At 67.7% G+C, this 23,002-nt stretch carries 12 protein-coding genes; 9 read left to right on the forward strand and 3 right to left on the reverse strand.

Going from position 1 to position 23,002, the window contains the following annotated elements; all coding sequences use genetic code 11:
• The first annotated feature begins 15 nt into the window (after positions 1-15).
• The 6 genes from NM2_RS11920 (at position 16) to NM2_RS53385 (ending at position 13,173) form a co-directional block, all read left to right on the forward strand.
• Positions 16-939 carry an ATP-binding cassette domain-containing protein gene (locus NM2_RS11920; RefSeq protein ID WP_067667625.1) on the forward strand — a complete coding sequence of 308 codons (924 nt, stop codon included), beginning with the start codon at positions 16-18 and terminating at the stop codon, positions 937-939.
• On the forward strand, positions 936-1,754 hold the full coding sequence (locus NM2_RS11925) for a hypothetical protein (RefSeq protein WP_084530811.1): 819 nt from the start codon (positions 936-938) through the stop codon (positions 1,752-1,754). The genes NM2_RS11920 and NM2_RS11925 overlap by 4 nt, the downstream gene beginning before the upstream one ends.
• Before the next feature lie 77 nt (positions 1,755-1,831).
• The gene (locus NM2_RS11930; RefSeq protein WP_245717968.1) at positions 1,832-5,689 is read left to right on the forward strand and encodes an ABC transporter ATP-binding protein; all 3,858 of its coding nucleotides are present in this window, start codon (positions 1,832-1,834) and stop codon (positions 5,687-5,689) included.
• A gap of 244 nt (positions 5,690-5,933) precedes the next feature.
• The gene (locus tag NM2_RS11935; RefSeq protein ID WP_084530813.1) at positions 5,934-9,752 is read left to right on the forward strand and encodes a multifunctional oxoglutarate decarboxylase/oxoglutarate dehydrogenase thiamine pyrophosphate-binding subunit/dihydrolipoyllysine-residue succinyltransferase subunit; all 3,819 of its coding nucleotides are present in this window, start codon (positions 5,934-5,936) and stop codon (positions 9,750-9,752) included.
• Positions 9,753-10,006: 254 nt separating this feature from the next.
• The gene (locus tag NM2_RS11940; protein WP_067667853.1) at positions 10,007-10,699 is read left to right on the forward strand and encodes a PadR family transcriptional regulator; all 693 of its coding nucleotides are present in this window, start codon (positions 10,007-10,009) and stop codon (positions 10,697-10,699) included.
• Positions 10,700-10,785: 86 nt separating this feature from the next.
• Positions 10,786-13,173 carry a DHA2 family efflux MFS transporter permease subunit gene (locus tag NM2_RS53385; RefSeq protein ID WP_157121043.1) on the forward strand — a complete coding sequence of 796 codons (2,388 nt, stop codon included), beginning with the start codon at positions 10,786-10,788 and terminating at the stop codon, positions 13,171-13,173.
• Positions 13,174-13,192: 19 nt separating this feature from the next.
• Here NM2_RS53385 and NM2_RS11950 read toward each other — a convergent pair whose 3' ends face one another.
• Positions 13,193-14,923: a molybdopterin-dependent oxidoreductase gene (locus NM2_RS11950; protein ID WP_084530817.1), complete on the reverse strand. Its 1,731-nt coding sequence runs from the start codon at positions 14,921-14,923 to the stop codon at positions 13,193-13,195.
• Positions 14,924-15,249: 326 nt separating this feature from the next.
• On the opposite strand from NM2_RS11950, the gene NM2_RS11955 reads away from it, so the two are divergent.
• From NM2_RS11955 to NM2_RS11965, 3 genes are all read left to right on the forward strand, one after another.
• Complete coding sequence (locus NM2_RS11955; protein WP_245717969.1) at positions 15,250-16,326, forward strand: S1C family serine protease; 1,077 nt, start codon at positions 15,250-15,252, stop codon at positions 16,324-16,326.
• 410 nt (positions 16,327-16,736) lie between these two features.
• Positions 16,737-17,984: an ATP-grasp domain-containing protein gene (locus NM2_RS11960; protein WP_067667629.1), complete on the forward strand. Its 1,248-nt coding sequence runs from the start codon at positions 16,737-16,739 to the stop codon at positions 17,982-17,984.
• A gap of 38 nt (positions 17,985-18,022) precedes the next feature.
• Positions 18,023-20,023, forward strand: a complete 2,001-nt coding sequence (locus tag NM2_RS11965) for a hypothetical protein (RefSeq protein WP_067667631.1) — start codon at positions 18,023-18,025, stop codon at positions 20,021-20,023.
• Positions 20,024-20,120: 97 nt separating this feature from the next.
• Here NM2_RS11965 and NM2_RS11970 read toward each other — a convergent pair whose 3' ends face one another.
• Together NM2_RS11970 and NM2_RS11975 are read right to left on the reverse strand one after the other, a co-directional pair.
• Positions 20,121-21,986, reverse strand: coding sequence for an AMP-dependent synthetase/ligase (locus NM2_RS11970; RefSeq protein WP_067667633.1), 1,866 nt, complete (start codon positions 21,984-21,986; stop codon positions 20,121-20,123).
• 100 nt (positions 21,987-22,086) lie between these two features.
• On the reverse strand, positions 22,087-23,001 hold the full coding sequence (locus NM2_RS11975) for an alpha/beta hydrolase (RefSeq protein WP_067667635.1): 915 nt from the start codon (positions 22,999-23,001) through the stop codon (positions 22,087-22,089).
• Position 23,002 lies beyond the last annotated feature (1 nt).

Genomic DNA, 23,002 nt, shown 5'->3' on the forward strand with positions numbered 1-23,002 from the left:
CCGTAGGAGCGAACGATGAACGCGGCACGACCGCTTGCCCTCGGCGTCACCGGGCTGACTGTGAAATTCGACGGCGTCACGGTCTTGCGCGAGGTGAGTTTCTCGGTGCCCGCCGGGACGACCGCGGCCCTGGTCGGACCGTCCGGGGCCGGGAAGTCGCTGGTCACGCAGGTTCTACTGGGTCAGCTGAAGCCCTCGTCCGGAACCGCGTCGGTCGGCGGCCCCGGCTCCGGCGTGCGCGGGAACCGGCCGGTGGGCGCGATGTTGCAGCCGCACGGGCTGCAGCCGGGGCGGACCGTGCGCGGGCAGCTGCTCGTCTACGCCGCGGCCGCGGGCGTCCCCGACGCCGAGGTGGACGGAATTCTTGCCCTGACCCGCCTGGATTCGGTAGCCGGAAGCAAGATACAGAAACTGCCGCCGAATATGACCACGCGGCTGGCGTTGGCGATCGCGCTGCTGGGCGATCCGCCGCTGTTGATCCTCGACGATCCGCTCACCGGACTCGACGGCCCCGAACGGGCCTGGCTGCTCGACCGCCTGCGGGGGCACGCCCGCCGCGGCGGCACCACGCTGCTGACCTCGCAGAGTCTGTCCGCCGTGCTGGCGGTCGCGGACAATCTGGTCGTGCTCAGCGCCGGTTCGGTGGTGTATCAAGGCAGTCCGCGCTCGCTGCGGCGCAGCCATCCCGACCGCCTCGTGGTCGCGGCTTCGAGCCCGATCGCGCTGGCCACGATGCTGGCCGCGGACGGCTTCACCGATGCGGTCATGCGTTCGGACGGGCGGCTGGCGATCGCCGAGGCCGGACGCGCCGAGATCGAGGCCGCCGCCGGTCGCGCCCGAGTGCGCCTGACCGAGATGATCCCCGAGCCCGTACATCCGGACCGGGTGCTGACCGCTCTGACCAGGACCGCGCCGACACCGTACGGGATGCCGCAATGAACCTGACCATGCCCACGCTGCCGAAACTGCCGTCCCTGTCGCAGATTCCGCTCCCCGTGCGCCGGGCCGCGTACTCGGAGATCCGCCGGGTGACCACCCAGCGTTCGGGGTGGCTGCTCCCGGCGTTCTGCGCGGCGATCGGCCTGGTCACCGGCCTGGTGAGCGCGGGAACCGGTAGCGCACCGCAGGACGGCGGGCAGATCGCCACCGGAACCGTCACGGTCGGGCTGTATCTGGCCGTCCTGGTGGCGGTCGTTGCCGCGGCGGTGAGCGGCGCGTCGGCGACCGGTGCGGAATACCGTTACGAGAGCATGCCGCTGACGGCGCTGTTCGTCCCCGACCGCGATCTGCGGTTCGGCGCGAAACTCGGTGTGGCGGCGTTGTATTCGCTGGCGCTCGGACTCGCCGCCGAAATCGGCGCGGGCATCGGGCTGGCGATACTGGGGCACTCGGAGGTCCAGTTCGGCCTGCGCCTGACCGGAGTTCTGCTGGGCGGTCTGCTCGCGGCCGTCTGCTGGGGAGTGATCGGCGCGAGTCTGGGGCTGCTGCTGCGCTCCACGGGACTCGCCGTGACCGCGATGCTCGGCTGGTGCCTGGTCGCCGAACCGCTGCTGTGGCTGATCGTCCGCGGTATCGGGATCCCCGGCATCGCGGTTCTGCTCCCCGACTCGGCCACCATCGGCACGGCCGCCGTCGGCTCCTTCTCGCACAGCTCGTTCCTGTCTCCCGGCGCCGTCTCCGCCGTCGTGCTGATCATCTGGACCGCCGCCGGCGGCGCGCTGTCCTGGTGGAAGCTGCGCGAGCGCGACATGTAGTCCGCACACAGGCTTCACCGGGGAAGGATTCGCGGGCGGGAGGGGTTGTCGGTTCCGGTCGGTAATGTCGGAGGCCGATGAGGAGCTCGGTAGAAATGGGGGCGGGTGCGGTGCGGAACGGTGAGATCGGGTGGTTACGCCGGTTGTGGGCGGCGTGTTGGGCGCGGCCGCGGTTGCTGTTCGCGGTAATTCTCATATTGGCGTTGGGCGCGGTGGCCGAGGCGGCGGTGCCGGTGGCGGCCAAACAGGCGCTGGACAGCGCCCGGGTCGGCGATATGCGGGCCATCACCGGCGTCACGGCGGTTCTGGTGGCGTTGGCGATCGTGCGGTTCGGCACCTCGGTCGGGCGGCGGTGGCTGGCCGGGCGGATGGCGCTGGACGTGCAGCACGAGGTGCGGGTATCGCTGCTGACAGCGCTGCACCGCTATGACGGGCGCGGTCAGGACGGGCTGAGCACCGGCCAGGTGGTGTCCCGGTCGATCTCGGATCTGCAACTAGTGCAGGGGTTCCTGGCGATGGCGCCGATGTCGGCGATGCAATTGCTGCTCGCCGTGCTGGCCGCGATCGTGATGATCGTGCTGTCGCCACCGTTGGCGCTGGTCTCGCTGTTGACCGTGCCGGCACTCATGCTCGTGGTGTATCGCACCCGCCCGCGCCTGCACGCGGCCACCTGGTCGGCCCAGCAGCGCGCGGCCGATCTGGCGCAGCACGTCGAGGAGACGGTCACCGGTGTGCGGGTGGTCAAGGGGTTCGGGCAGGAGGCCCGGATGGTGGGCGTGCTCGAGGGGCATGCGCGCCGGTTGTTCGGCGAGCGGATGCGCGCAGCGCGCATCGACTCCCGGTTCGCACCCACCGTGGCGGCGATCCCGCAGATCGGCATGGTCGCGGTGATCGCGCTCGGCGGCATGCTCGCCCTGCGCGGCTCGATCGGCATCGGCACCTTCCTGGCCTTCGCCGCCTACGTCACCATGCTCGCGGGCAGCACCCGGGTGGTGGCCAGCGTCGTCGTGATGGCGCAGCTCACCCGCGCCGCCGCCGAACGGGTCTTCGCCGTGATCGACGACGCGCCCGACACCGTCGACGAGCCCGAGCCGCGGCCACTGCCCGAAGGACCGCTGGGGATCGAGATCGATTCCCTCACTTTCGGATTCGAGCCCGACCGCCCGGTGCTGCACGATTTCGACCTGACGGTGCGTCCAGGCGAGACCGTCGCGATCATCGGGCCCGCCGGTTCGGGAAAATCCACCCTGGCCATGCTGCTGCCGCGCTTCTATCACCCCGATGGCGGACATATCGTCCTGCACGGCACGAACGGCGGGGCCGATGTGGAGCATCTGCGAGCCGCCGACCTGCGCGCGGCGATCGGCGTCGTCTTCGACGAACCGTTCCTGTACTCCGACACCGTCGCGGCCAATATCGGACTCGGACGTCCCAGGGCGACCGCCGAGGAGATCCGGCGCGCCGCCGAACGGGCCGCGGCGCACGAGTTCATCACAGCCCTGCCCGAGGGCTACGACACCGTCGTCGGCGAGCGAGGCCTGACCCTGTCCGGTGGTCAACGTCAGCGTCTGGCCCTGGCCCGCGCCCTGCTGGCCGACCCGCGCATCCTGGTCCTCGACGACGCGACCTCAGCCGTCGACGCCGTCACCGAGGCGGCCATCTTCGACGGCCTCGCCGACGACACCGGCCGCACCACCGTCATCCTGGCCCACCGCGAATCCACCCTCGCCCACGCAGACCGCGTCATCCGCCTACCGGCACCGGCCCGCCACGAGATCCCGGACCTCTGGTCGAATCCGGACGAGATAGCCACTGCTGCAACAGCTTCCGGAGCAAGCACCGACCCGACCGCGCACTCGGCCGACGCATTCCCGGGCACCGCACGACAGCTCCCGCCACGCAACGACTCCGACGTGAGCCAACCGCGAAAGCTGCCGGCGCCAACCGAATACACCGCAGATCAGCCGGGGCAACCTGCGCGGGCCGGCGAATCCGCGGTGGGCTGGTCGCAAGAGACCGGCGTCGCCGCTGTCGATGTGCCGCCGGAGCTGCGGGAGTCGCTCGCGCGGTTGCCCGCGGCCGATGAGCCGCCGAGCATCGACCCGGGTGAACACGAACGTCCCGACCCGAATTTCCGGTTGCTGGGACTGTTGCGGCCCGTGCGGTGGCTGTTGGCGGCCGTGGTGACGCTGCTGGCCCTGGATGGCGCCATCGGCGTCGCCTTCCCGATGCTGACCCGCTACGCGCTGGACCACGGGGTGGCCGCGCACAGCGGTGCCGCACTGGTGGCCGCGGCGCTGGGTGCGCTGGTTCTCGCCCTGCTGAGCTGGCTGGACGAGGCCGTGGGCACGATGCTCTCCGCCCGCGGCGGCGAGCGGATCCTCTACGGACTGCGCATCCGCAGCTATGCGCATCTGCAGCGACTCGGGCTCGACTTCTACGAACGCGAACTGTCCGGCCGGATCATGACCAGGATGACCACCGACATAGACGCGATGTCGACCTTCCTGCAGACCGGGCTCGGCACCGCGCTGATCGGCATCGCCACCGTCGCCGGAGTCATGGTGGCGCTGGTGATCTGCGATGCCGGACTCGCGCTGGTGATCTTCGCGGCGCTGCCGCCGCTTGCCATCGCGACGCTGGTGTTCCGGAAGATCTCCGCCTCGGCGTATTCGGCCTCCCGCGAGCGAGTGGCCACGGTGAACGCGGATTTCCAGGAGAACATCGCCGGATTGCGCACCACCCAGGCGTACCGCTCCGAGCCACACGCCGCGGTGCGATTCACCGACTACTCCGACGCCTACCGCAAGACTCGGATGCGAGCGCAGAAGGCGATCGCGGTGTATTTCGGCTTCATCGTCGCCTGGGCCGACCTGGCCCAGGCCGCGGTGGTCTTCGTCGGCGCCCGTGATATCGCGCACGGCGTGACCACTCCCGGAACGCTGGTCGCCTTCGTGCTGTACCTGAGCCTGCTGATCAACCCGATCGTGCAGCTGTCCCAGGTGTTCGACGGCTACCAGCAGGCCCGAGTGGGGCTACGCCGCATCGAAACGCTCTTGCACACACCGTCGTCCATCGCACCCGATCCGGCCGATCCGGTCCCGGCAGGCACAGGCAGAGCCGCTGATGTGGTATTCGACACGGTGCGCTTCCGATATCCGGGGGCAGCCGCCACCGCCCTGGACGGCTTGCGCCTGCACATCCCGGCCGGTTCGAGCCTGGCACTGGTCGGCGAGACCGGCGCGGGCAAGTCCACCATCGTCAAACTCCTCGCCCGCCTCTACGACCTGCCGCCCGAGCAGGCCGCGATACCCGGGCCGACCCACGAGGGCGGCAACGGCGTCGCACAATCCGGCCCCACGGGCGCGATCCTGGTCGACGGCGCGGACGTGCGCGACTACCGCCTGGCGGACTTCCGCGCCCGCCTTGGCGTGGTCCCCCAGGAGGCGCACCTGTTCACCGGTGACATCGCCGCCAATATCGCCTTCGGCAGACCATTCGCGACAACCGCGCAGATCGAGCGGGCCGCGGAAACCGTCGGCGCACTGGACATGATCGCGTCCATGCCACGCGGCATGCGGCAGCCGGTCGGTGAGGGCGGGCGCGGACTGTCGGCCGGGCAACGGCAGTTGATCGCGCTGGCCCGCGCCGAACTGGTCGACCCGGATCTGCTGCTCCTGGACGAGGCGACCGCCGTACTGGACCCGGTCAGCGAAGAGAAGGTCCTGGCCGCCAGCGCCGCGATGACCGAGGGACGAACCGCGGTGATCGTCGCGCATCGGCTCGCCACCGCGGCGCGGGCCGACCGGATCGCCGTCGTGGCCGACGGCCGGATCACGGAGATCGGCACCCATGCCGAACTCGTCGCGGCGAACGGCATCTACAGCCGACTATGGGAAGCGGCAGGGGCTGGTGAGGGAATATTCTCGACATAGGACGGGTCGTCAACTATGAGGTCGGTACGTCCGGCAGATTTCCTGGCAGCGTGGATTCGCGCCAGCGGGGTGCGGAGGTCGGGACGGGCCCGAAGGAGGCAGCTTGGGTAATCAGGCAGCGACCGGTGGGCACCGCCATGAAGCCTCGGTTCAGGGCTGGGCCTATCCTCAGAAAGGGCGCATCGGCGCGCATTAGCCGGTACCCGTGCCAGCACGTCACAAACGTCGCAGCGCGAAGAACGAAATGAGGCGAACACCTGCTGTGAGCAGCTCAACATCCCAGTTCGGACAGAACCAGTGGCTCGTCGACGAGATGTACCAGAAGTACAAGCAAGATCCGTCGTCGGTCGATGAGAGCTGGCACGAGTTCCTCGCCGACTACACGCCGGAGAGTCCGTCCGACAACGGTGCCAGCAACGCCGGCACCCCGACTGCCGCCGCCACCGCGACCACAGCCGCGGCCCCCGCGCCCGCTCCCGCTGCGAACCCGGCCCCCGAGGTCGCACCCTCCCCGGCCGCCGCCCCCGCGGCAGCGCCGAACCCGGTCGCCCCGAAGGTCGCCGTCGCAACCTCCGCCGCAGCCGCCCCGCCGCAGGCGCGCACCCCGCAGACCACCCCGGCCCCGGCCTCCAACGCCGCCGCCGCGGGCGCACCCAAGTCCGCCGAATCGGCCGACGCCTCGCAGGTGCTGCGCGGTCCCGCCGCCGCGATCGTCAAGAACATGTCGGCCTCGCTGACCATCCCGACCGCGACCAGCGTGCGCGCCATCCCCGCCAAGCTGATGGTCGACAACCGCCTGGTCATCAACAACCATCTGGCCCGTACCCGCGGCGGCAAGATCTCCTTCACCCACCTGCTGGGTTACGCGATCGTGCAGGGCGTCAAGGCGTTCCCGAACATGAACCGGCACTTCGCCGAGGTCGACGGGAAGCCCAATTCGGTCACCCCCGCGCACACCAACCTGGGCCTGGCCATCGACCTTCCGGGCAAGAACGGCGCACGCACCCTCGTCGTCGCGGCCATCAAGAACTGCGAGACGATGAACTTCGCGCAGTTCCACAACGCGTACGAGGACATCGTGCGCCGCGCCCGCGACGGCAAGCTGACCACCGACGACTTCACCGGCGTCACCATCTCGCTGACCAACCCGGGCACCATCGGCACCGTGCACTCGGTACCGCGGCTGATGCCGGGCCAGGGCGCGATCATCGGTGCGGGCGCGATGGAGTACCCGGCCGAATTCCAGGGCATGAGCGATCAGCAGCTCGCCGAGATGGGTATCGGCAAGCTGATGACCCTGACCTCGACCTACGATCACCGCATAATCCAGGGCGCGGAGTCCGGCGACTTCCTGCGCACCGTGCACAACCTGCTGATCTCCGACGAGTTCTTCGACGAGATCTTCCACGGCATGGGTGTGCCCTACGAGCCGATCCGCTGGCGCAAGGACATCAAAGAGCGCGGTGTCGACAAGAGCGTGCGCGTCCAGGAGCTGATCTCCGCCTACCGTGCGCGCGGCCACCTGATGGCCGACACCGATCCGCTGCGGCTGGTCAAGGACAAGTTCCGTAGCCACCCCGACCTGGACGTCACCCAGCACGGGCTGACCCTGTGGGATCTGGACCGCGAATTCAACGTCGCGGGCTTCCACGGCCAGGAGCGCATGAAGCTGCGCGATGTGCTGTCGGTGCTGCGTGACGCGTACTGCCGCCACGTCGGCGTGGAGTACACCCACATCCTGGAAACCGAACAGCTGCAATGGATTCAGGACCGGGTCGAGCAGAAGCACGAGAAGCCGACCGTCGCCCAGCAGAAGTACATCCTGTCCCGTCTGAACGCGGCCGAGGCCTTCGAGACCTTCCTGCAGACCAAGTACGTCGGCCAGAAGCGGTTCTCGCTCGAGGGCGCGGAGTCCACCATCCCGATGATGGACGCGGTCATCGACCAGTGCGCCGAGCACGGCCTGGACGAAGTCGTCATCGGTATGCCGCACCGCGGCCGCCTGAACGTGCTGGCCAATATCGTCGGCAAGCCGTACTCGCAGATCTTCACCGAGTTCGAGGGCAATATGAACCCGGCCGCCACGCACGGCTCGGGCGATGTGAAGTACCACCTCGGCGCGCACGGCACCTACATCCAGATGTTCGGCGACAACGACATCGAGGTCTCGCTGACGGCCAACCCGTCGCACCTCGAGGCCGTCGACCCGGTGCTCGAGGGTCTGGTCCGCGCCAAGCAGGACCTGCTCACCAAGGAGGATCTGGTCACCAGGGGCGAGGAGGCGCGCACCTTCTCGGTCGTGCCGCTGATGCTGCACGGTGACGCCGCCTTCGCCGGTCAGGGCGTGGTCGCGGAGACGCTGAACATGTCGGGCCTGCGCGGTTACCGCGTCGGCGGCACGGTGCACATCGTGGTGAACAACCAGATCGGTTTCACCACCGCGCCGGAGAACAGCCGTTCCACCGAGTACTCCACCGATATCGCCAAGTCGATCGGCGCGCCGATCTTCCACGTCAACGGCGACGATCCCGAGGCGTGCACCTGGGTCTCCCGCCTGGCGACCGACTTCCGGGAGAAGTTCCACAAGGACGTGGTCATCGACCTGATCTGCTACCGCCGTCGCGGCCACAACGAGGGCGACGACCCGTCGATGACCCAGCCGTACATGTACGACGTCATCGACACCAAGCGCAGCGTCCGCAAGTCCTACACCGAAGCGCTGATCGGTCGTGGCGACATCTCGATGAAGGAGGCCGAGGACGCACTGCGCGACTTCCAGGGCCAGCTCGAGCGGGTCTTCAACGAGGTGCGGGAACTGGAGAAGTATCCGCCGGAGCCGAGCGAATCGGTCGAGGAGGAGCAGGTCCCGGGCACCGTCGTCACGGCGGTGGACAAGACCGTGCTGCAGCGCATCGGCGACGCGTTCCTCAACGTTCCCGAGGGCTTCAACGTGCACCCGCGCGTCAAGCCGGTGCTGGAGCGTCGTCGTGAGATGGCCTACGAGGGCAAGGTCGACTGGGCGTTCGCCGAGTTGCTGGCCTTCGGCACACTGATCGACGAGGGTCGCGCGGTGCGCCTGACCGGTCAGGACTCCCGCCGCGGCACCTTCACCCAGCGGCACTCGGTGGTCATAGACCGCAAGACCGGTGCGGAGTACACCCCGCTGCACAACATCGGCAGTGCGAACCCGGGCTGGTTCGCGGTGCACGACTCCGCGCTGTCGGAGTACGCCGCGGTCGGCTTCGAGTACGGCTACTCGCTGGGCAATCCGGACGCACTGGTGCTGTGGGAGGCGCAGTTCGGCGACTTCGTCAACGGCGCGCAGTCGATCATCGACGAGTTCATCTCCTCCGGTGAGGCCAAGTGGGGCCAGCTGTCCGAGGTCGTGCTGCTGCTGCCGCACGGTCACGAGGGTCAGGGCCCGGACCACACCTCCGGTCGTATCGAGCGGTTCCTGCAGCTGTGCGCCGAAGGTTCGATGACGGTGGCGGTTCCGTCCACCCCGTCGAACTACTTCCACCTCCTACGCCGGCACGCGCTGGACGGCATCCGCCGCCCGCTGATCGTCTTCACCCCGAAGTCGATGCTGCGCAACAAGGCCGTGGTTTCCAACGTCGAGGACTTCACCGACAACAAGTTCCGCTCGGTGCTCGAGGAGCCCACCTACGAGAGCGGCGACGGTGATCGCAGCAAGGTCAAGCGGATCCTGCTGACCAGCGGCAAGCTCTATCACGAGCTGGTCGCGGAGAAGGCCAAGAAGGGGCGCGACGACGTCGCCATCGTGCGCATCGAGCAGCTGTACCCGATTCCGTCCTACCGGCTCAACGACAAGCTCTCGACCTACCCCAACGCGACCGATATCGCGTGGGTGCAGGAGGAGCCGGCCAACCAGGGCGCCTGGCCGTTCTTCGGGCTGAACCTGCCGGAGATCCTGCCGGACCGGTTCACCAAGCTGCGCCGGATCTCGCGTCGCGCGATGTCGGCCCCGTCCTCGGGTTCGTCCAAGGTGCACGCGGTCGAGCAGGCGGAGATCCTGGCCGAGGCCTTCGCCCCGACGGCCTGACCGAATGCCTTAGGGCTCACCCGAATACGGTCCGCCGCAGCGCCGGGCCGGAATCGCTCCCTCCGAGCGGCTCCGGCCCGGCGCTGTCGCGTGCGGCGAATGCGAGCCGCTCGCCGGAAGACGATCGGACTGTGACGGCGATCATTTCCCTTGTCTGCCCCTCTCCCGCGTCGTATATTCGGCGTGGAATATTCGATGCGGAAGATGTCGTAGGTCTCCAATAGAGTCCCGATCGACGAATAGGAGTGATCACGATGACCAAGCAGCCGGGTACCACGTTGACGCCATTGGCGCTCGCGGTGCTCGCGCTGCTCGAGGAGCGGCCGATGCATCCGTACGAGATGTATCAACTGCTCATACAGCGCCGCGAGGACTACCTGGTCAAGGTCCGTCCGGGCTCGCTCTATCACACGATCACCCGCCTGGCCGAGCAGGACCTGGTACACGCCGAGGGCATCGACCGGGCCGGTAACCGGCCCGAGCGCACCATCTACCGGATCAATCCCGCCGGTAGAAGGGCCCTGCGCATCCGGATCACCGACATCATCCGTCAACCCGTCCGCGAGTATCCGATCTTCCCGCTGGCCGTCTCCGAGGCGCACAACTTGCCCGCGGAACAGGTGATCGAGCTGATCACCGAGCGCATCGGCCGACTGAACAACGACATCGCCGAACTCGACGCCCTCATGAAGTGGCTCCCCGCGAATCGGGTACCGCGCCGCTATTGGATGGTGATCGAATACATCCGGGGGCAGACCCATGCCGAGATCACCTGGCTACACCGCATCACCACCGAACTACGGGACGGCACGCTCGAGTGGGAGCAGTTCACCCCCGACGGCGAACGAATCGATACCGAGGATCCAGGTCCCGACTGGGGCGCGACCGTCACCGACGACATGCTCGCCCAACTGCGGGAGGGCGGTGTACTCCCTGCCGACCAATGAGCCGCATCTCCCGCGATGTGCGCGATCCACCCGACGCCATACCGGTCGTTCACCCCGATCGATACCTGCTGGATAGGAATACGAGCATGACCACCCGACGCAATCCCTGGCTGGCGCTGTCCGCGCTGGTCGTGGGCTTCTTCATGATTCTGCTGGATATGACCATCGTCGCGGTGGCCAATCCGACCATCATGCGCGACCTGAACACCGACATCACCAAGGTCATCTGGGTTACCAGCGCATATCTGCTCACCTACGCGGTGCCGCTGCTGGTGACCGGGCGGCTCGGAGATCGCTTCGGCCCCAAGAACATCTATCTGATCGGCCTGGTGGTCTTCACTCTCGCCTCGCTGTGGTGCGGCCTGTCCGGCAGCATCGAGATGCTCATCGCGGCGCGTGCCGTGCAGGGCCTGGGCGCGGCGCTGATGACCCCGCAGACCATGGCCGTGATCACCCGCACCTTCCCGCCGGACAAGCGTGGTGCGGCGATGGGCGTGTGGGGCGGCGTCGCCGGTCTGGCCACCCTGGTCGGGCCGATCCTGGGCGGTGTCCTGGTCGACCAGCTGGGCTGGAACTGGATCTTCTACATCAACGTCCCGGTCGGCGTCGTGGCCTTCGCCCTGGCGATGTGGCTGGTGCCGGCGCTGGAGACTCATGAGCACCGGTTCGACTTCGTCGGCGTGGCACTGTCGGCCATCGGCTTGTTCTTGCTGGTCTTCGGTGTTCAGGAGGGCAACGCCCACAACTGGAACGCCTGGATCTGGACCATGATCATCGCGGGTGTCGTGGTACTGGCCCTGTTCGTGGTCAACCAGGCGCTCAACAAGGGCGAGCCGCTGGTGCCGATGAGCCTGTTCCGCAACCGGAACTTCGCATTGTCCAGTGTGGCGATCGCGGCGATGGGGGCGGCGATCACCGCCCTGATGGTGCCCGCCTACTTCTATCTCGAAGCGGTGCGCGGGTATTCGCCGACCAGGGCGGCGCTGGTCTTCGCGCCGATGGCGATCGTCACCGGTTTCAGCGCGCCGATCATCGGCAAGATCTCCGACCGGATGCCGCCGCGGATCATCCCGACCATCGGTTTCGCGCTGTTCGCGGCGTCGATCTTCGGATTCGCGACGTTGATGAAGCCGGACGGCTCGATCGTGGCGTTCATCGTGCTCGGCGGCGTCGCCGGTCTGTCCAACTCCTGCATCTGGGCTCCGCTGGCCTCGACCGCAACTCACGACCTGCCGATGGCGCAGGCCGGAGCGGGCGCCGGGGTGTACAACACGACCCGGCAGATCGGCTCGGTCCTGGGCAGCGCGGTGATCGCCGCCCTGGTCTCCAACCGGATGGCCGCCCAGCATCTCGGTGGCGGCCAGTTCTCCGAGGGCTCCAGTACGGCCAAACTGCCGTCGTTCATCGTGCACCCGTTCAGCACCGCACTGAGCCAGTCGATGTATCTCCCGGCCGCGATCCTGCTCATCGGCGTCGTCGCCTCGGCCCTGTTCGTCAGAACCAGGCACAACGCGCCCGCGCCCACATCCGGATCCACCGAAACCGAGGGCGCCGCGGCGCTGCCGGTCAACGAGGCGGCGGGGGCCGTCGCCACGACCGCACTGCTCGCCCCGGTCGATCGGGCGGGCGAGGATCAGTTCGCGACCTCGGCCGTCGGCGGCGAACAACCACTGTCGGTGCATGTGCACCAGGAGGACGGCCGCCCGGTGTCGGGCGCGGCGCTCACGCTGATCGATCAACGCGGACAGCAGGTCGCCCGTGCCGCGGGCGGCGACAACGGTGCGTACCGCATCGCGGCGCCGGCTGCCGGGCAGTATGTGCTGATCGCGTCGGCGACCGGGCATCAGCCTGTCGCGATCACCGTCACCGCTGGTGACCGCCACGCGGTGTGGGAGCTGATCCTGAGCGGTAACGGTGAGCTGTCGGGTGTGGTCGCCGCCGGTGACGGGAAGCCGCTGGCCGGGGTCACCGTCACCCTGACCGATTCGCGCGGCGAGGTCGTCGCCGCCGGGGTGACCGGTGGTGACGGCGCATACGCCTGCCATGGCACGGTCGCGGGGACTTACACGCTGGTCGCGGTGGCCGAGGGCCGCCAGCCACACGCCACGACCCTGACCGTTCCGGAGTCGGGCACGCTGCGCTACGACATCGAGTTGGCGTCGATGGCGGTACTCAGTGGCCGGGCCTGGTCCGATTCGGACGTGGTCGCCGATGCGCAGGTGTCGATACTCGATTCGACCGGCCGGGTGGTGGACTCGGTGTTCACCGACACCGAGGGCAACTACCGCATCCCGGACCTGCCCGCGGGCGACTACACCGTGGTGGCGCGCGGATATCCGCAGGTCAGCAGCCGGGTGTGGATCGACGGGGCGAACCTCACCCACGATGTGAATCTCAGCTACGAGATCACCCACGAAACCCGGCCCACCGAGTACAGCAACGCCAGCTACAACGGGGCGTCCGACCGTCCCTGAACCGGGGTGCCGCCGGAACTCAGCCCACCCGGACGGTGACCGACGGATATCCGGTGGCACCGTCCGGGACGACGTCCTGAACTTCGGAGGTCTGTACCTGGCCGGTGCCGTCGGTGGCGCGGGCGCGCAGGGTGTGGGTGCCGGACGTGGGGGTCCAGTCGTAGACCCACTGTCGCCAGGAATCGATGGTGGGTTCGGCGGCCAGGCGGGCGGATTGCCAAGGGCCGTCGTCGATCTGCACCTCGACGGCGTTGATGCCGCGATGCTGGGCCCACGCGACGCCCGCGACGGCGACCCGGCCCCCGCCCACCGACGCACCGTCCCTGGGGGTGTCGATGCGGGTGCCGGTCTTGATCGGGCCGCGTTCGGACCAGCCGCGTTTGGTCCAATACGCTTGGGCGCGATCGAATCTGGTGATCTCGATATCGGTCACCCATTTGGTCGCCGAGACGTAGCCGTACAGACCGGGCACGACCAGCCGCACCGGATAGCCGTGTTCGATGGGCAGCGGTTCGCCGTTCATCCCGATGGCCAGCATGGCGTCGCGGCCATCGGTGAGGGTGGCCAGCGGGCTGCCCGCGGTGAATCCGTCGACGCTGCGGGAGAGCACCATATCGGCGTCCGGATGGGGTCCGGCCTCGGCGAGCAGATCGGCCAGGGAGTAGCCGAGCCATCGGGCGTTGCCGACCAGATCCCCGCCCACCGGATTCGAGACGCAGGTCAACGTCACCAGACGTTCGATCGGGCGACGCGCCTTCAAATCGGCGTAGCCCAGCCGGATTTCGCGGTCGACCATGCCGTGCACACGCAGTGACCAACTCTCGGTGCTGACCTGCGGAACGGTGAGCGCGGTATCGATCCGGTAGAAGTCGCGATCGGCGGTGAGGTACGGGGTCAGGCCGGGAATGCGCAGATCGGCCGCGGGATCGATGGACGGCTCCGGCGACGGCGGCACCGGCAGTTGCACCGCGGCGCGTTCGGCGGAGACGCTGTGCAGCTTGGATCCGATGAACCGGCCCGCCACTCCGGCCGCTACGGCCAGCGCCCCCACGCCGGCGAGCGCCCGCATCAAACCCCGTCGATCGACCACGGCAGACGAGCCGGAAGTCGTTGCGCCGGAATCCGTCTCGCGGCCAGCATCCACCGGACCGGAGACTTCCGCACCGGAGGCGGTCGCGTGGTCCTCATCCGCAGACCCCGAACCTGGTGCGCGGGAAGTGGTTTCGCGCTTCGACTCGTACGCCTCGATCCGGCGGGTCAGCCCGCGCAGCACCACGATCGCCAGGCCGACCCCGATCACCGAGGGCAACGCCCACGTCCAAGACGCGGCCGGCCTGGTCACCGCGACACCGGCCGCCGCCAATCCGAAAACGGCGAACAGCACGGACCCGACCGGGCGACGCGAGCGTTCGATCCGCCCGGCGAAGGCCGCGACGATGACCGCGACGGCCGCCATCAGGATGAACAGCACCAGCTTGTCATTGGTACCGACAAGGCCGATCACCCGCTCACGCACACTGTCGGGGGTGTGGTCCACGACCGTTCCGCCCAGGGCGGTCAGCGGCGCGCTGCCCGAGCCGATCGGGGCCGCCACCAACTCCGCCGCACCCAGCGCGAACCCCGCGGTGAGGATGCCGGAGGCGGTGCGCAGTCCCGATCCGGCCGCGGCGGGATCGGTGCCGGGCCGGGTGTCGTCGCGCTGTGTGCCGCCGGTCCCGGGAGAGGTTCCGCGCGTGCCCGAAGAGGTCATATCGTGAGCGTACTTCCAGTTCGGGCCCTCGTGACCTGCCGATAAGCCCGGAAATCCGGACCGTCACGGATTCGTCAGAAATGCGGCGTGCGCGGCCGGGCCGGAAATGGCGGTGCTCACCGTGGCGGTTCCACGGCATCTCCCCAGGCATCTCTCAGGAACGGCGCGCTTAATTGATTCAGAGGTTCCTGAGCAATAAGGACGTGATGACCGTGTATCCGAATCAGGGGAGCAGGCCCGGACAGCCGGGCCCGTACGGAACACCTTACAGACCACATACGCCGCAGGGTGGCCGGCCGCCGCGCCACGGGCTGGGTTTCACCGTCGTGGCCGCGATCGTTCTGGCCCTGGCGGTGACCATCGGCATGGTCACCGCGCGCATGACCACGCACGAGGCGATCACACGTTCACCGCTGGCGCAGTCGCCGGGAATCGTGTCGCAGCCGGTCGATTCGCAGACCAGCAACGCCGATCTCACCGCCGCGGCGAACAAGGTCGTCCCCGGAATCGTCAACGTGGACACCCAGCTCGGCCTGCAGAACGGTGAGGGTGCGGGCACCGGGATCGTGCTGACCTCCGATGGCGAGATCCTGACCAACAATCACGTCGTAGAGGGCGCCACCAAGATCTCGGTCACCGCTCTGGGCAATGGCAGGACCTATCCCGCGACGGTGGTCGGCTACGACCGTTCCGACGATCTCGCGGTGATCCAGTTGTCCGGCGCATCGGGCCTGCGGACCGCGCCCCTGGGCGATTCGGATCGAGTGGCGGTCGGCGACGCCATCGTCGGCCTGGGCAACGCGGGCGGCACCGGCAGCCCGACCGCGGCCGCCGGACATGTCACCGGGCTGAACCGGTCGATCATCGCGAGCGACGAGGCCGCGGGCGCCTCGGAGAAGCTGACCGGGCTCATCCAGGTCGCGGCGAATATCCAGCCGGGCGATTCCGGCGGTCCGCTGATCAACAGTGCGGGACAGGTCGTCGGCGTGGACACCGCCGCCTCGCAGGACTTCCGTTTCGGCACCGTCAGCGCGCAGGGTGGCGGCCAGGGCTTCGCCATCCCGATCAACAAGGCGCTGAGCATCGCCAAACAGATTCAGGCCGGTAAGAGCTCGAACACGGTCCACATCGGCCAGTCCGCCTTCCTCGGCGTCACGGTGAGCGATGCCAACGGCGGCGCTCTGGTCCGCAATATCGTCACCGACGGTCCCGCCGAAGAATTGGGCCTTGCCCCCGGCGACGTGATCACCGGCGTCGACAACACCACCGTCGGTTCGGCCCTGGAACTCACCGACGCCATGGACCAGCACCACCCTGGAGACACGGTAACCCTGAAGTTCACCGACCAGACCGGCCAGAGCCAGTCCGCCCGGACGCGACTCGCCCAGGGCCCGGTCGGCTGACACTCCCGCTCGCCTCATCGGGCCGACACCGCACAGCCGGTGTCGGCCCGAATTGTTCATCCCCCACTGCCGCAACGACTTTCGTTCAGCGGCGGGCGTCATGACATTCGCGGTCGATCGAGCGGCGGTCCGGGATGGGCCGAGACGAGACGGGCGCTTCCGTTTGACAGATAGCCTGCATGGGTACTCGCACAAAATGACGGCAAAACGGGGTCCGGTCCAATTCCCAACGCCCAGAGGCCGTTTCGATCACGTAGCCGCCGGATGCCCGATATCGACGAGGATATCGAGATATTCCGCCAGCGGCAGGAGATACGGATAACGCATAGCACACCGACCGCACTGCGTAATCCGCGATGACACGGCCCCGAATCGACACGCTGGATCCAGGGGTCGAGAGGAGACAGGTCTTGTCGACTTCAACACGGGAATCGACGATCCGAAACCCGGAAAAAGGTTATGTCGCGCTACTGGGCTGGAGTCTGAGCGCCGTCGAAGCGGTGGATCGTTTCGATCGGCGCTACGTCGTGGTGGCTCCCGAGTGGGCGGAAGAATATTGCGCCGAACACCAGATCCCTTATATCTGTTGGGATTTCGAACGACTCAACGATCGGTCGGTGGAGATCGCCGAGACGCTGAAGGACAGGGGCGTCGACGTCGCCATTCCGATCTTCGAGGAAACCGTCGAATGGGCCGGGGCGATCAACTCGGTCCTGCTGGACAATCCGCGCCTGCTGGGGCAGGCGATGCTGCTGCGCGACAAGTCGCTGATGAAGCGCCGCGCACAACTCGGCGGCATTCGCGTCGGCATCTTCGAGGAGGCGCACGAGCGCGACGACGTCATCCGCTTCCTCAAGCGGGTCAACCAGACTCTGCTCAAGCTCGACGGCGACCCCAACGATCCGATCCACATCAAGGCGTTCGACAAGGCGGGGTGTCTCGGCCACCGGGTCATCCGCACGCCGGACGAGGTCGATTCGATACCCGACGAGGAATTCCCGGTCCTGATGGAATCCCACCTCGACGGTTGGGAATTCGCGGTCGAGGCGTGGATCCACGACGGCAAGATCTGTTTCCTGAATATCTCCGAATACGTGACTCTCGGCTATTCGGTATTCGTCCCGGCGACGCCGGAGCTGGAGCGGTACCGCCCGGAGATCACCCGGCAGATCGAGAAGTTGATCAAGGTGTTCGACATCGATTTCGGTTTCGTGCATCCCGAATACTTCGTCACCAGCGACGGGGAGATGTATTTCGGCGAGGTAGCCTACCGGCCACCGGGCTTCAAGGTGTTCGAACTGCTCGAGCGGTGCTACGGATTCAATGCGTATCATGCGCTGGTCCTGGCCTTCGACCCGAAGACCACCACCGAGGAGATCGAGGCTTTCTTCCCGAAGGAGGTGGTGGACGCGAAGGGGCATGCGGGCTGCTTCGGAGTTTATCCGCGACGACGCGTGGTCAGCCGCTTGGCCATGCCCGAGGAGACCGAGGACCACGACTACTTCGATTCGCACGAACTGACGACGCCGCTGGAAGAAATGGTGACCAAACGCACTGCGTTCGGAAACCATTGGGGCGTACTGTACTTCTTCGGAGAAGACCCATACACTCTCCGAAATCTGTTGAAACGCCAGGAAGAACTCGACTTCTACATTTGAATCCGTTCGACGGTAACGGCTCACGGGGAGGATCCTGATTGAGTCCACTGAGCAGCGACAGCACGACGTTGGACAGACGTCTCGCTGCGCTGGACGATGCCACCGGATCCCTCGCGGCCGCCGCCGATTTCGGCAAGCAGGTCAAGCTGACGAGGGTTCTGGGCACACTGCGGCGGGTGCTGCCCCTCCCCGGCGGCTGCGCGGCGGTTCGCGCACGCGCGGCCGGACTCGAGTCCGCCGGACTGTTCCTCGGAACGGACTGGGCGAGTCCGGAGATCCTCATACCGGCGCTGAGCACCGGTTCACTGCACAGTCCCAACCCGGACACCGTGGTGCTCGAGACGGTCAGCGACCTGCGTCTGCTGGCCGTAGCGAAAGGGGAATACGTGCACCCCACAGTGTCCGCCGAGTACGCCCACAACCACCTGTCGCAGGTCCTGGCGACCAATCTGTCCCTGCTGTTCACCCCGCCGGGTGAGGCCGAGCGCGCACAGCAGGGCCGGATGGCGCTGGCCTCCCGCGAACTGCTGCGCCTGCTGGTCCAGGAAATCGGGTACGAGAAGGTGCTCGAGAACCTGATCGACGAGATCTGGCGCATCCTGCGCCAGCGCCCGATCCAGGTCGATTCGGTCAAGCGGATGATCACGCAGATCGCCGTGGCGCGAGCCAATCCGGATATCGATCTCGGCGCGGGCGCACTCGGCGCGGATCGACTGATCAGCAGCCTCTACAGCACCACCGACGCGTGCCGGGAGGATCCCGGCATCGAGGTCTACCTGGCCCGGCTGGAGGCGATGGACGACGCCGCATTGCAGTCCGAGGCAACGGGATTCGCGCGATCTATGCACGACACCGGTCTGGTCTCGCCGTATCACGCGACGCTGCTGCGCCACCTGCTCGACCGGGGCGCGCATCTGCTCAGTGAGGCAATGGGATTGTCCAGCACCGGGCGCGACTGCCTGCTCTGCTACCACGAACTGGTACGCACCCTCATCGAAAGGGCCGTACATCCCGAAACGGCCCAGTGCGTCTACGGTCTCGCGTCGATGCTCGAACGCGGCATCCTGTATCAGCCTCCGGTCGCCCCCGCGATATGGCGGCAGCTCAGGCTGGAGTTGTCGGCCGACTCGCGGGCCCGGTTGAGCCAGGTGTTCGGTCCGGCCGTCGACGCGGGCACCTGGTTGCTGTCGGGTGTGCTGTCCATCCTGGGCCTGCCGCTGGGCGTCGGGCAGGGTGACAATCCCACGTGTCAGTCGGCGCGGGCGCTATCGATGTGGTCCTACAACGATCCGGACTACCTGTTGCAGACCGTGGCCTGGGCCGCGCGCGACGACGAGGTCGTCATGCACTTCGAAGGGCAGGCGATCTCCTCGCGGGAGCTCGGTGCCGGTGTCGCGACCACGCTTGCCTTCGATCTGGACCCGGTATCGCTGCTGGTGGTACCGCATCTGGACCGGATCTACGCGGAGATGGGACGGCGCTGTATCGGCCGCGAGGGCGATCCGCACCGCTGGATCAACCCGGAGTTCCACGGCTGGTGGTCCGGACGCGGATTTCGGATCAACGTCGACGTGGCCACGGGTGCGCTGACCGATCTCGAGGAGTTCCTGCGGCACTTCTACGCCAGCTATCACCCGTTCTACAACGGCAATCAGCCACTGGTGCACCCGCAGCCCGCCGGTATCGCCGTCACCGACAGCGCAGCCCGTTTCGTCGGCTGGCATGCGATCACCATCCTGCGAGTCAGTCTCGACCCCCAGGACCAGATGCGGGTCTACTTCTACAACCCCAACAACGACAGCGGGCAGGACTGGGGTGACGGCGTGGTCGTCGGCACCGCCGGGCACGGTGAACGTCCCGGCGAAGCGTCTCTGCCATTCGAGCAGTTCACCTCACGCCTGTACATCTTCCATTTCGACCCGCTCGAGCACGGCGAATCGGCCTCGGTCACCCCCGACGAACTCGAGCGCGTCACCGGATACATCCACCGCAGCTGGGGTGCGGACCGTCTCGGAGCAAGCGAGGGCACCGTAACCTGAACGGCCGCAACATGAAATCCCCGATTCGTCGCGAACGGCCCAACCGCACAAGGCGAGTGGGCCGTTCGCTTCGAAAGCCGTTGTCCTACAAGAGGACTCAGCTGTAGATGGCCTCCACATCGGCCGCGTAGTTCTTCATCACGACCGCGCGCTTGAGGGACATCTTGGGGGTGAGTTCGCCGCTCTCCTCGGTCCAGTCGACCGGAAGGATGCGGATCTTCTTGATGGCCTCGGCGTGCGAGACCAGTTTGTTGGTGTCGGCGACGGCGGCGTCGATCTCGGCGACCAGATCCGGATTCTCGATCAGCTTCTCGATCGGGGTGTCGGCGGGGAGGTTGTGACGTTCCGTCCAGCCGGGCAGTGCCTCGGCGTCCAGGGTGATCAGCGCGCCGATGAACGGCTTGCTGTCGCCGACGACCATGACCTGGCTGATCAGCGGATGCGAGCGCAGCGAATCCTCGAGCATGGCCGGGGAGACGTTCTTGCCGCCCGCGGTGACCAGGATCTCCTTCTTGCGGCCGGTGATGGTGATGAAACCGTTCGAGTCGATCGCGCCGAGATCGCCGGTCTTGAACCAGCCGTCGACGAAGGCGTCCTCGGTGGCCGCGTCGTTACCCCAGTAGCCGGAGAAGACGACCGGGCCGCGCAGCAGCAGCTCACCGTCCTCGGCGACCTTCGCGCCGTGGCCGGGCAGCGGGCGGCCGACCGTGCCGACGCGGGTGTACTCGGGCGTGTTCACCGAGACCGCCGCGGTGGTCTCGGTCAGGCCGTAACCCTCGCGAATGTTGACGCCGACGCCGCGGAAGAAATGTCCGAGCCGGGCGCTGAGCGGGCCGCCGCCGGAGACCGCGGACTCGCACCGCCCGCCCATCGCCTCGCGCAGCTTGCCGTACACCAGTTTGTCGAAGACCGCGTGCTTGAGCTTGAGCACCAGACCGGGCCCGCCGTTGTCCAGGGCCTGGCTGTAGGCGATGGCGGTATCGGCCGCGGCGTCGAAGATCGCGCCCTTGCCACTGTCGTGCGCCTTCTGCTTCGCGCCGTTGAACACCTTCTCGAATACGCGCGGCACCGAGAGGATGAAATCGGGCTTGTACTGGCCGAACTGCTCGACCAGGGTGGACCAGTCGGCGGTGTGCGCGACGGTGACACCGGCGTCGAACGCGGCCAGCGCCACCGCCCGCGCGAAGACGTGGGCCAGCGGCAGGAACAGCAGCGAGCGCTTACCGGGCCGCAGGTCCTGCGGCATGACCGCACGGTCCGCGGCGGACTCGGCGTAGAGATTCGAGTGCGAGAGCATGACGCCCTTGGGACGTCCGGTGGTGCCCGAGGTGTAGATCAGGGTCGCCGGGGAGGCCGCCTTGACCTGTGCGCGCCGCTCGTGCACGACCGCGTCGTCCAGATCCGCACCGCGACGGGTGAATTCCTCGACCGCGCCGTGTCTATTGGGCGTGAGCGGGGGCGCTGCGTGGTTACGCTCCGCTGCCGCCTCCGCGCCTGACCCGCTCACGCCCTCGGACAGCAGCAGCGTCTCCGCCAATTCCGGCAGGGCCGACTCGATCTCGCCGATCATGGCGCGCTGCTTGGGCGTCTCGACCACGAGCAGCTTGGTTCCCGAATCCTGCAGGATCCACTTGGCCTGCTCGGCCGAGGAGCTGTCGAAGATGGCGACGGTGCAGCCGCCGGCGGCCCAGATGGCGAAATCCAGGACGACCCAGTCGTACTGGGTCGAGGCCAGAATCGCGACGCGGTCGCCGAGTTCGATGCCGGTGGCGATCAGTCCCTTCGCCACACCGGTGACGGCCTGCGCGAACTGCTTGGCAGTCACATCGGTCCAGCCGCCCTTGCCGTCCGGCCTGTTGAACACCACCAGGCCGGGCGTGCGCTCGGCATGCCGGAAGACGCCGTCGGAGACGTTGACATCTTCCGGGATGGTGTAGGTAGCCGGGACTTCGAACTCTCGCATCGGTGCCCTTCCACGTGGTTTACTCACCAGTAATTTACGCTAGCCGCCGCATCGGCCGCGACCGGGCCGTCTGCCGGCGCCGGATCGTTCGCGTCTCATCCTATGGTCGGATTTGCGCAGGTTGCAGCGATTCGCCGAGGAAATCGGCGAGCTCGCGCACCGCGGCCGCCGCCGGGACGACCAGCGCGGCCTGCAACTGGGCCACATGCCACAATCCGCTCGTCACCGAGAACCGCGTCGGCACGTCGGCCTCGCGCAACGCCCCCACCAGACGCGTGCACTGGGTGTACAGCAGTTCGCCCTCGTCCACCTGGACGTAGGTCGGCGGCAGTCCGCTCAGCTCGCCCAGCAGCGGCGCGTAGCCGGGATCCAGCGGGTCGCCGTCACCGAGATATGCCGCGGAGCAGGCTCGCGACCACGAACGGTTGACCACCAGATCCCGCTCCCGCGGCGGGGGTTCGTTCGGATCGGACCACGGCGCGATCAAACCCAGTGCGGCGGGCCGGATTCCGTGCTGATCGATCAGACGGCGAGCCAGCGCGAGCGAGAGGCCGCCACCGGCCGAATCACCGGCTACCGCAAGGTTTTCCGGCCGCAGCCCGGTGGACAGCAGCTCCAGATAGGCCGCCTCGGCGTCGTCGAGGGCGGCCGGGTACGGATGTTCGGGCGCGAGCCGGTAGTCCGGCAGATACACCGGACGCCCGAGTTCGCGAGCCAGATGCGCGGCCAGCGAGCGGTGCGTGGCAAGCGATCCGATGGTGTAGCCGCCGCCGTGCAGATACAGCACCGCACCCTCACCGGTGTTCGAACCGGAGGCGATCCGCTCGGCCGGACGACCGCCCAGGCGCAATCGATCCACCCGGGTGCCCGGCGGCAGTACCTGTAGCGCCGAACCGGCGTCCAGCAGCGCGCGCTGCACGGTCCACGGCAGCCGGGAGTGCATCGCATATCGGAACATCGGGCGCAGCACCGCGCGGACGATCGGCAGCGGCGGCGAAACAGCGGGAATTCTCATC

Source organism: Nocardia miyunensis NBRC 108239, from assembly GCF_001613065.1.
GTDB lineage: Bacteria > Actinomycetota > Actinomycetes > Mycobacteriales > Mycobacteriaceae > Nocardia > Nocardia miyunensis.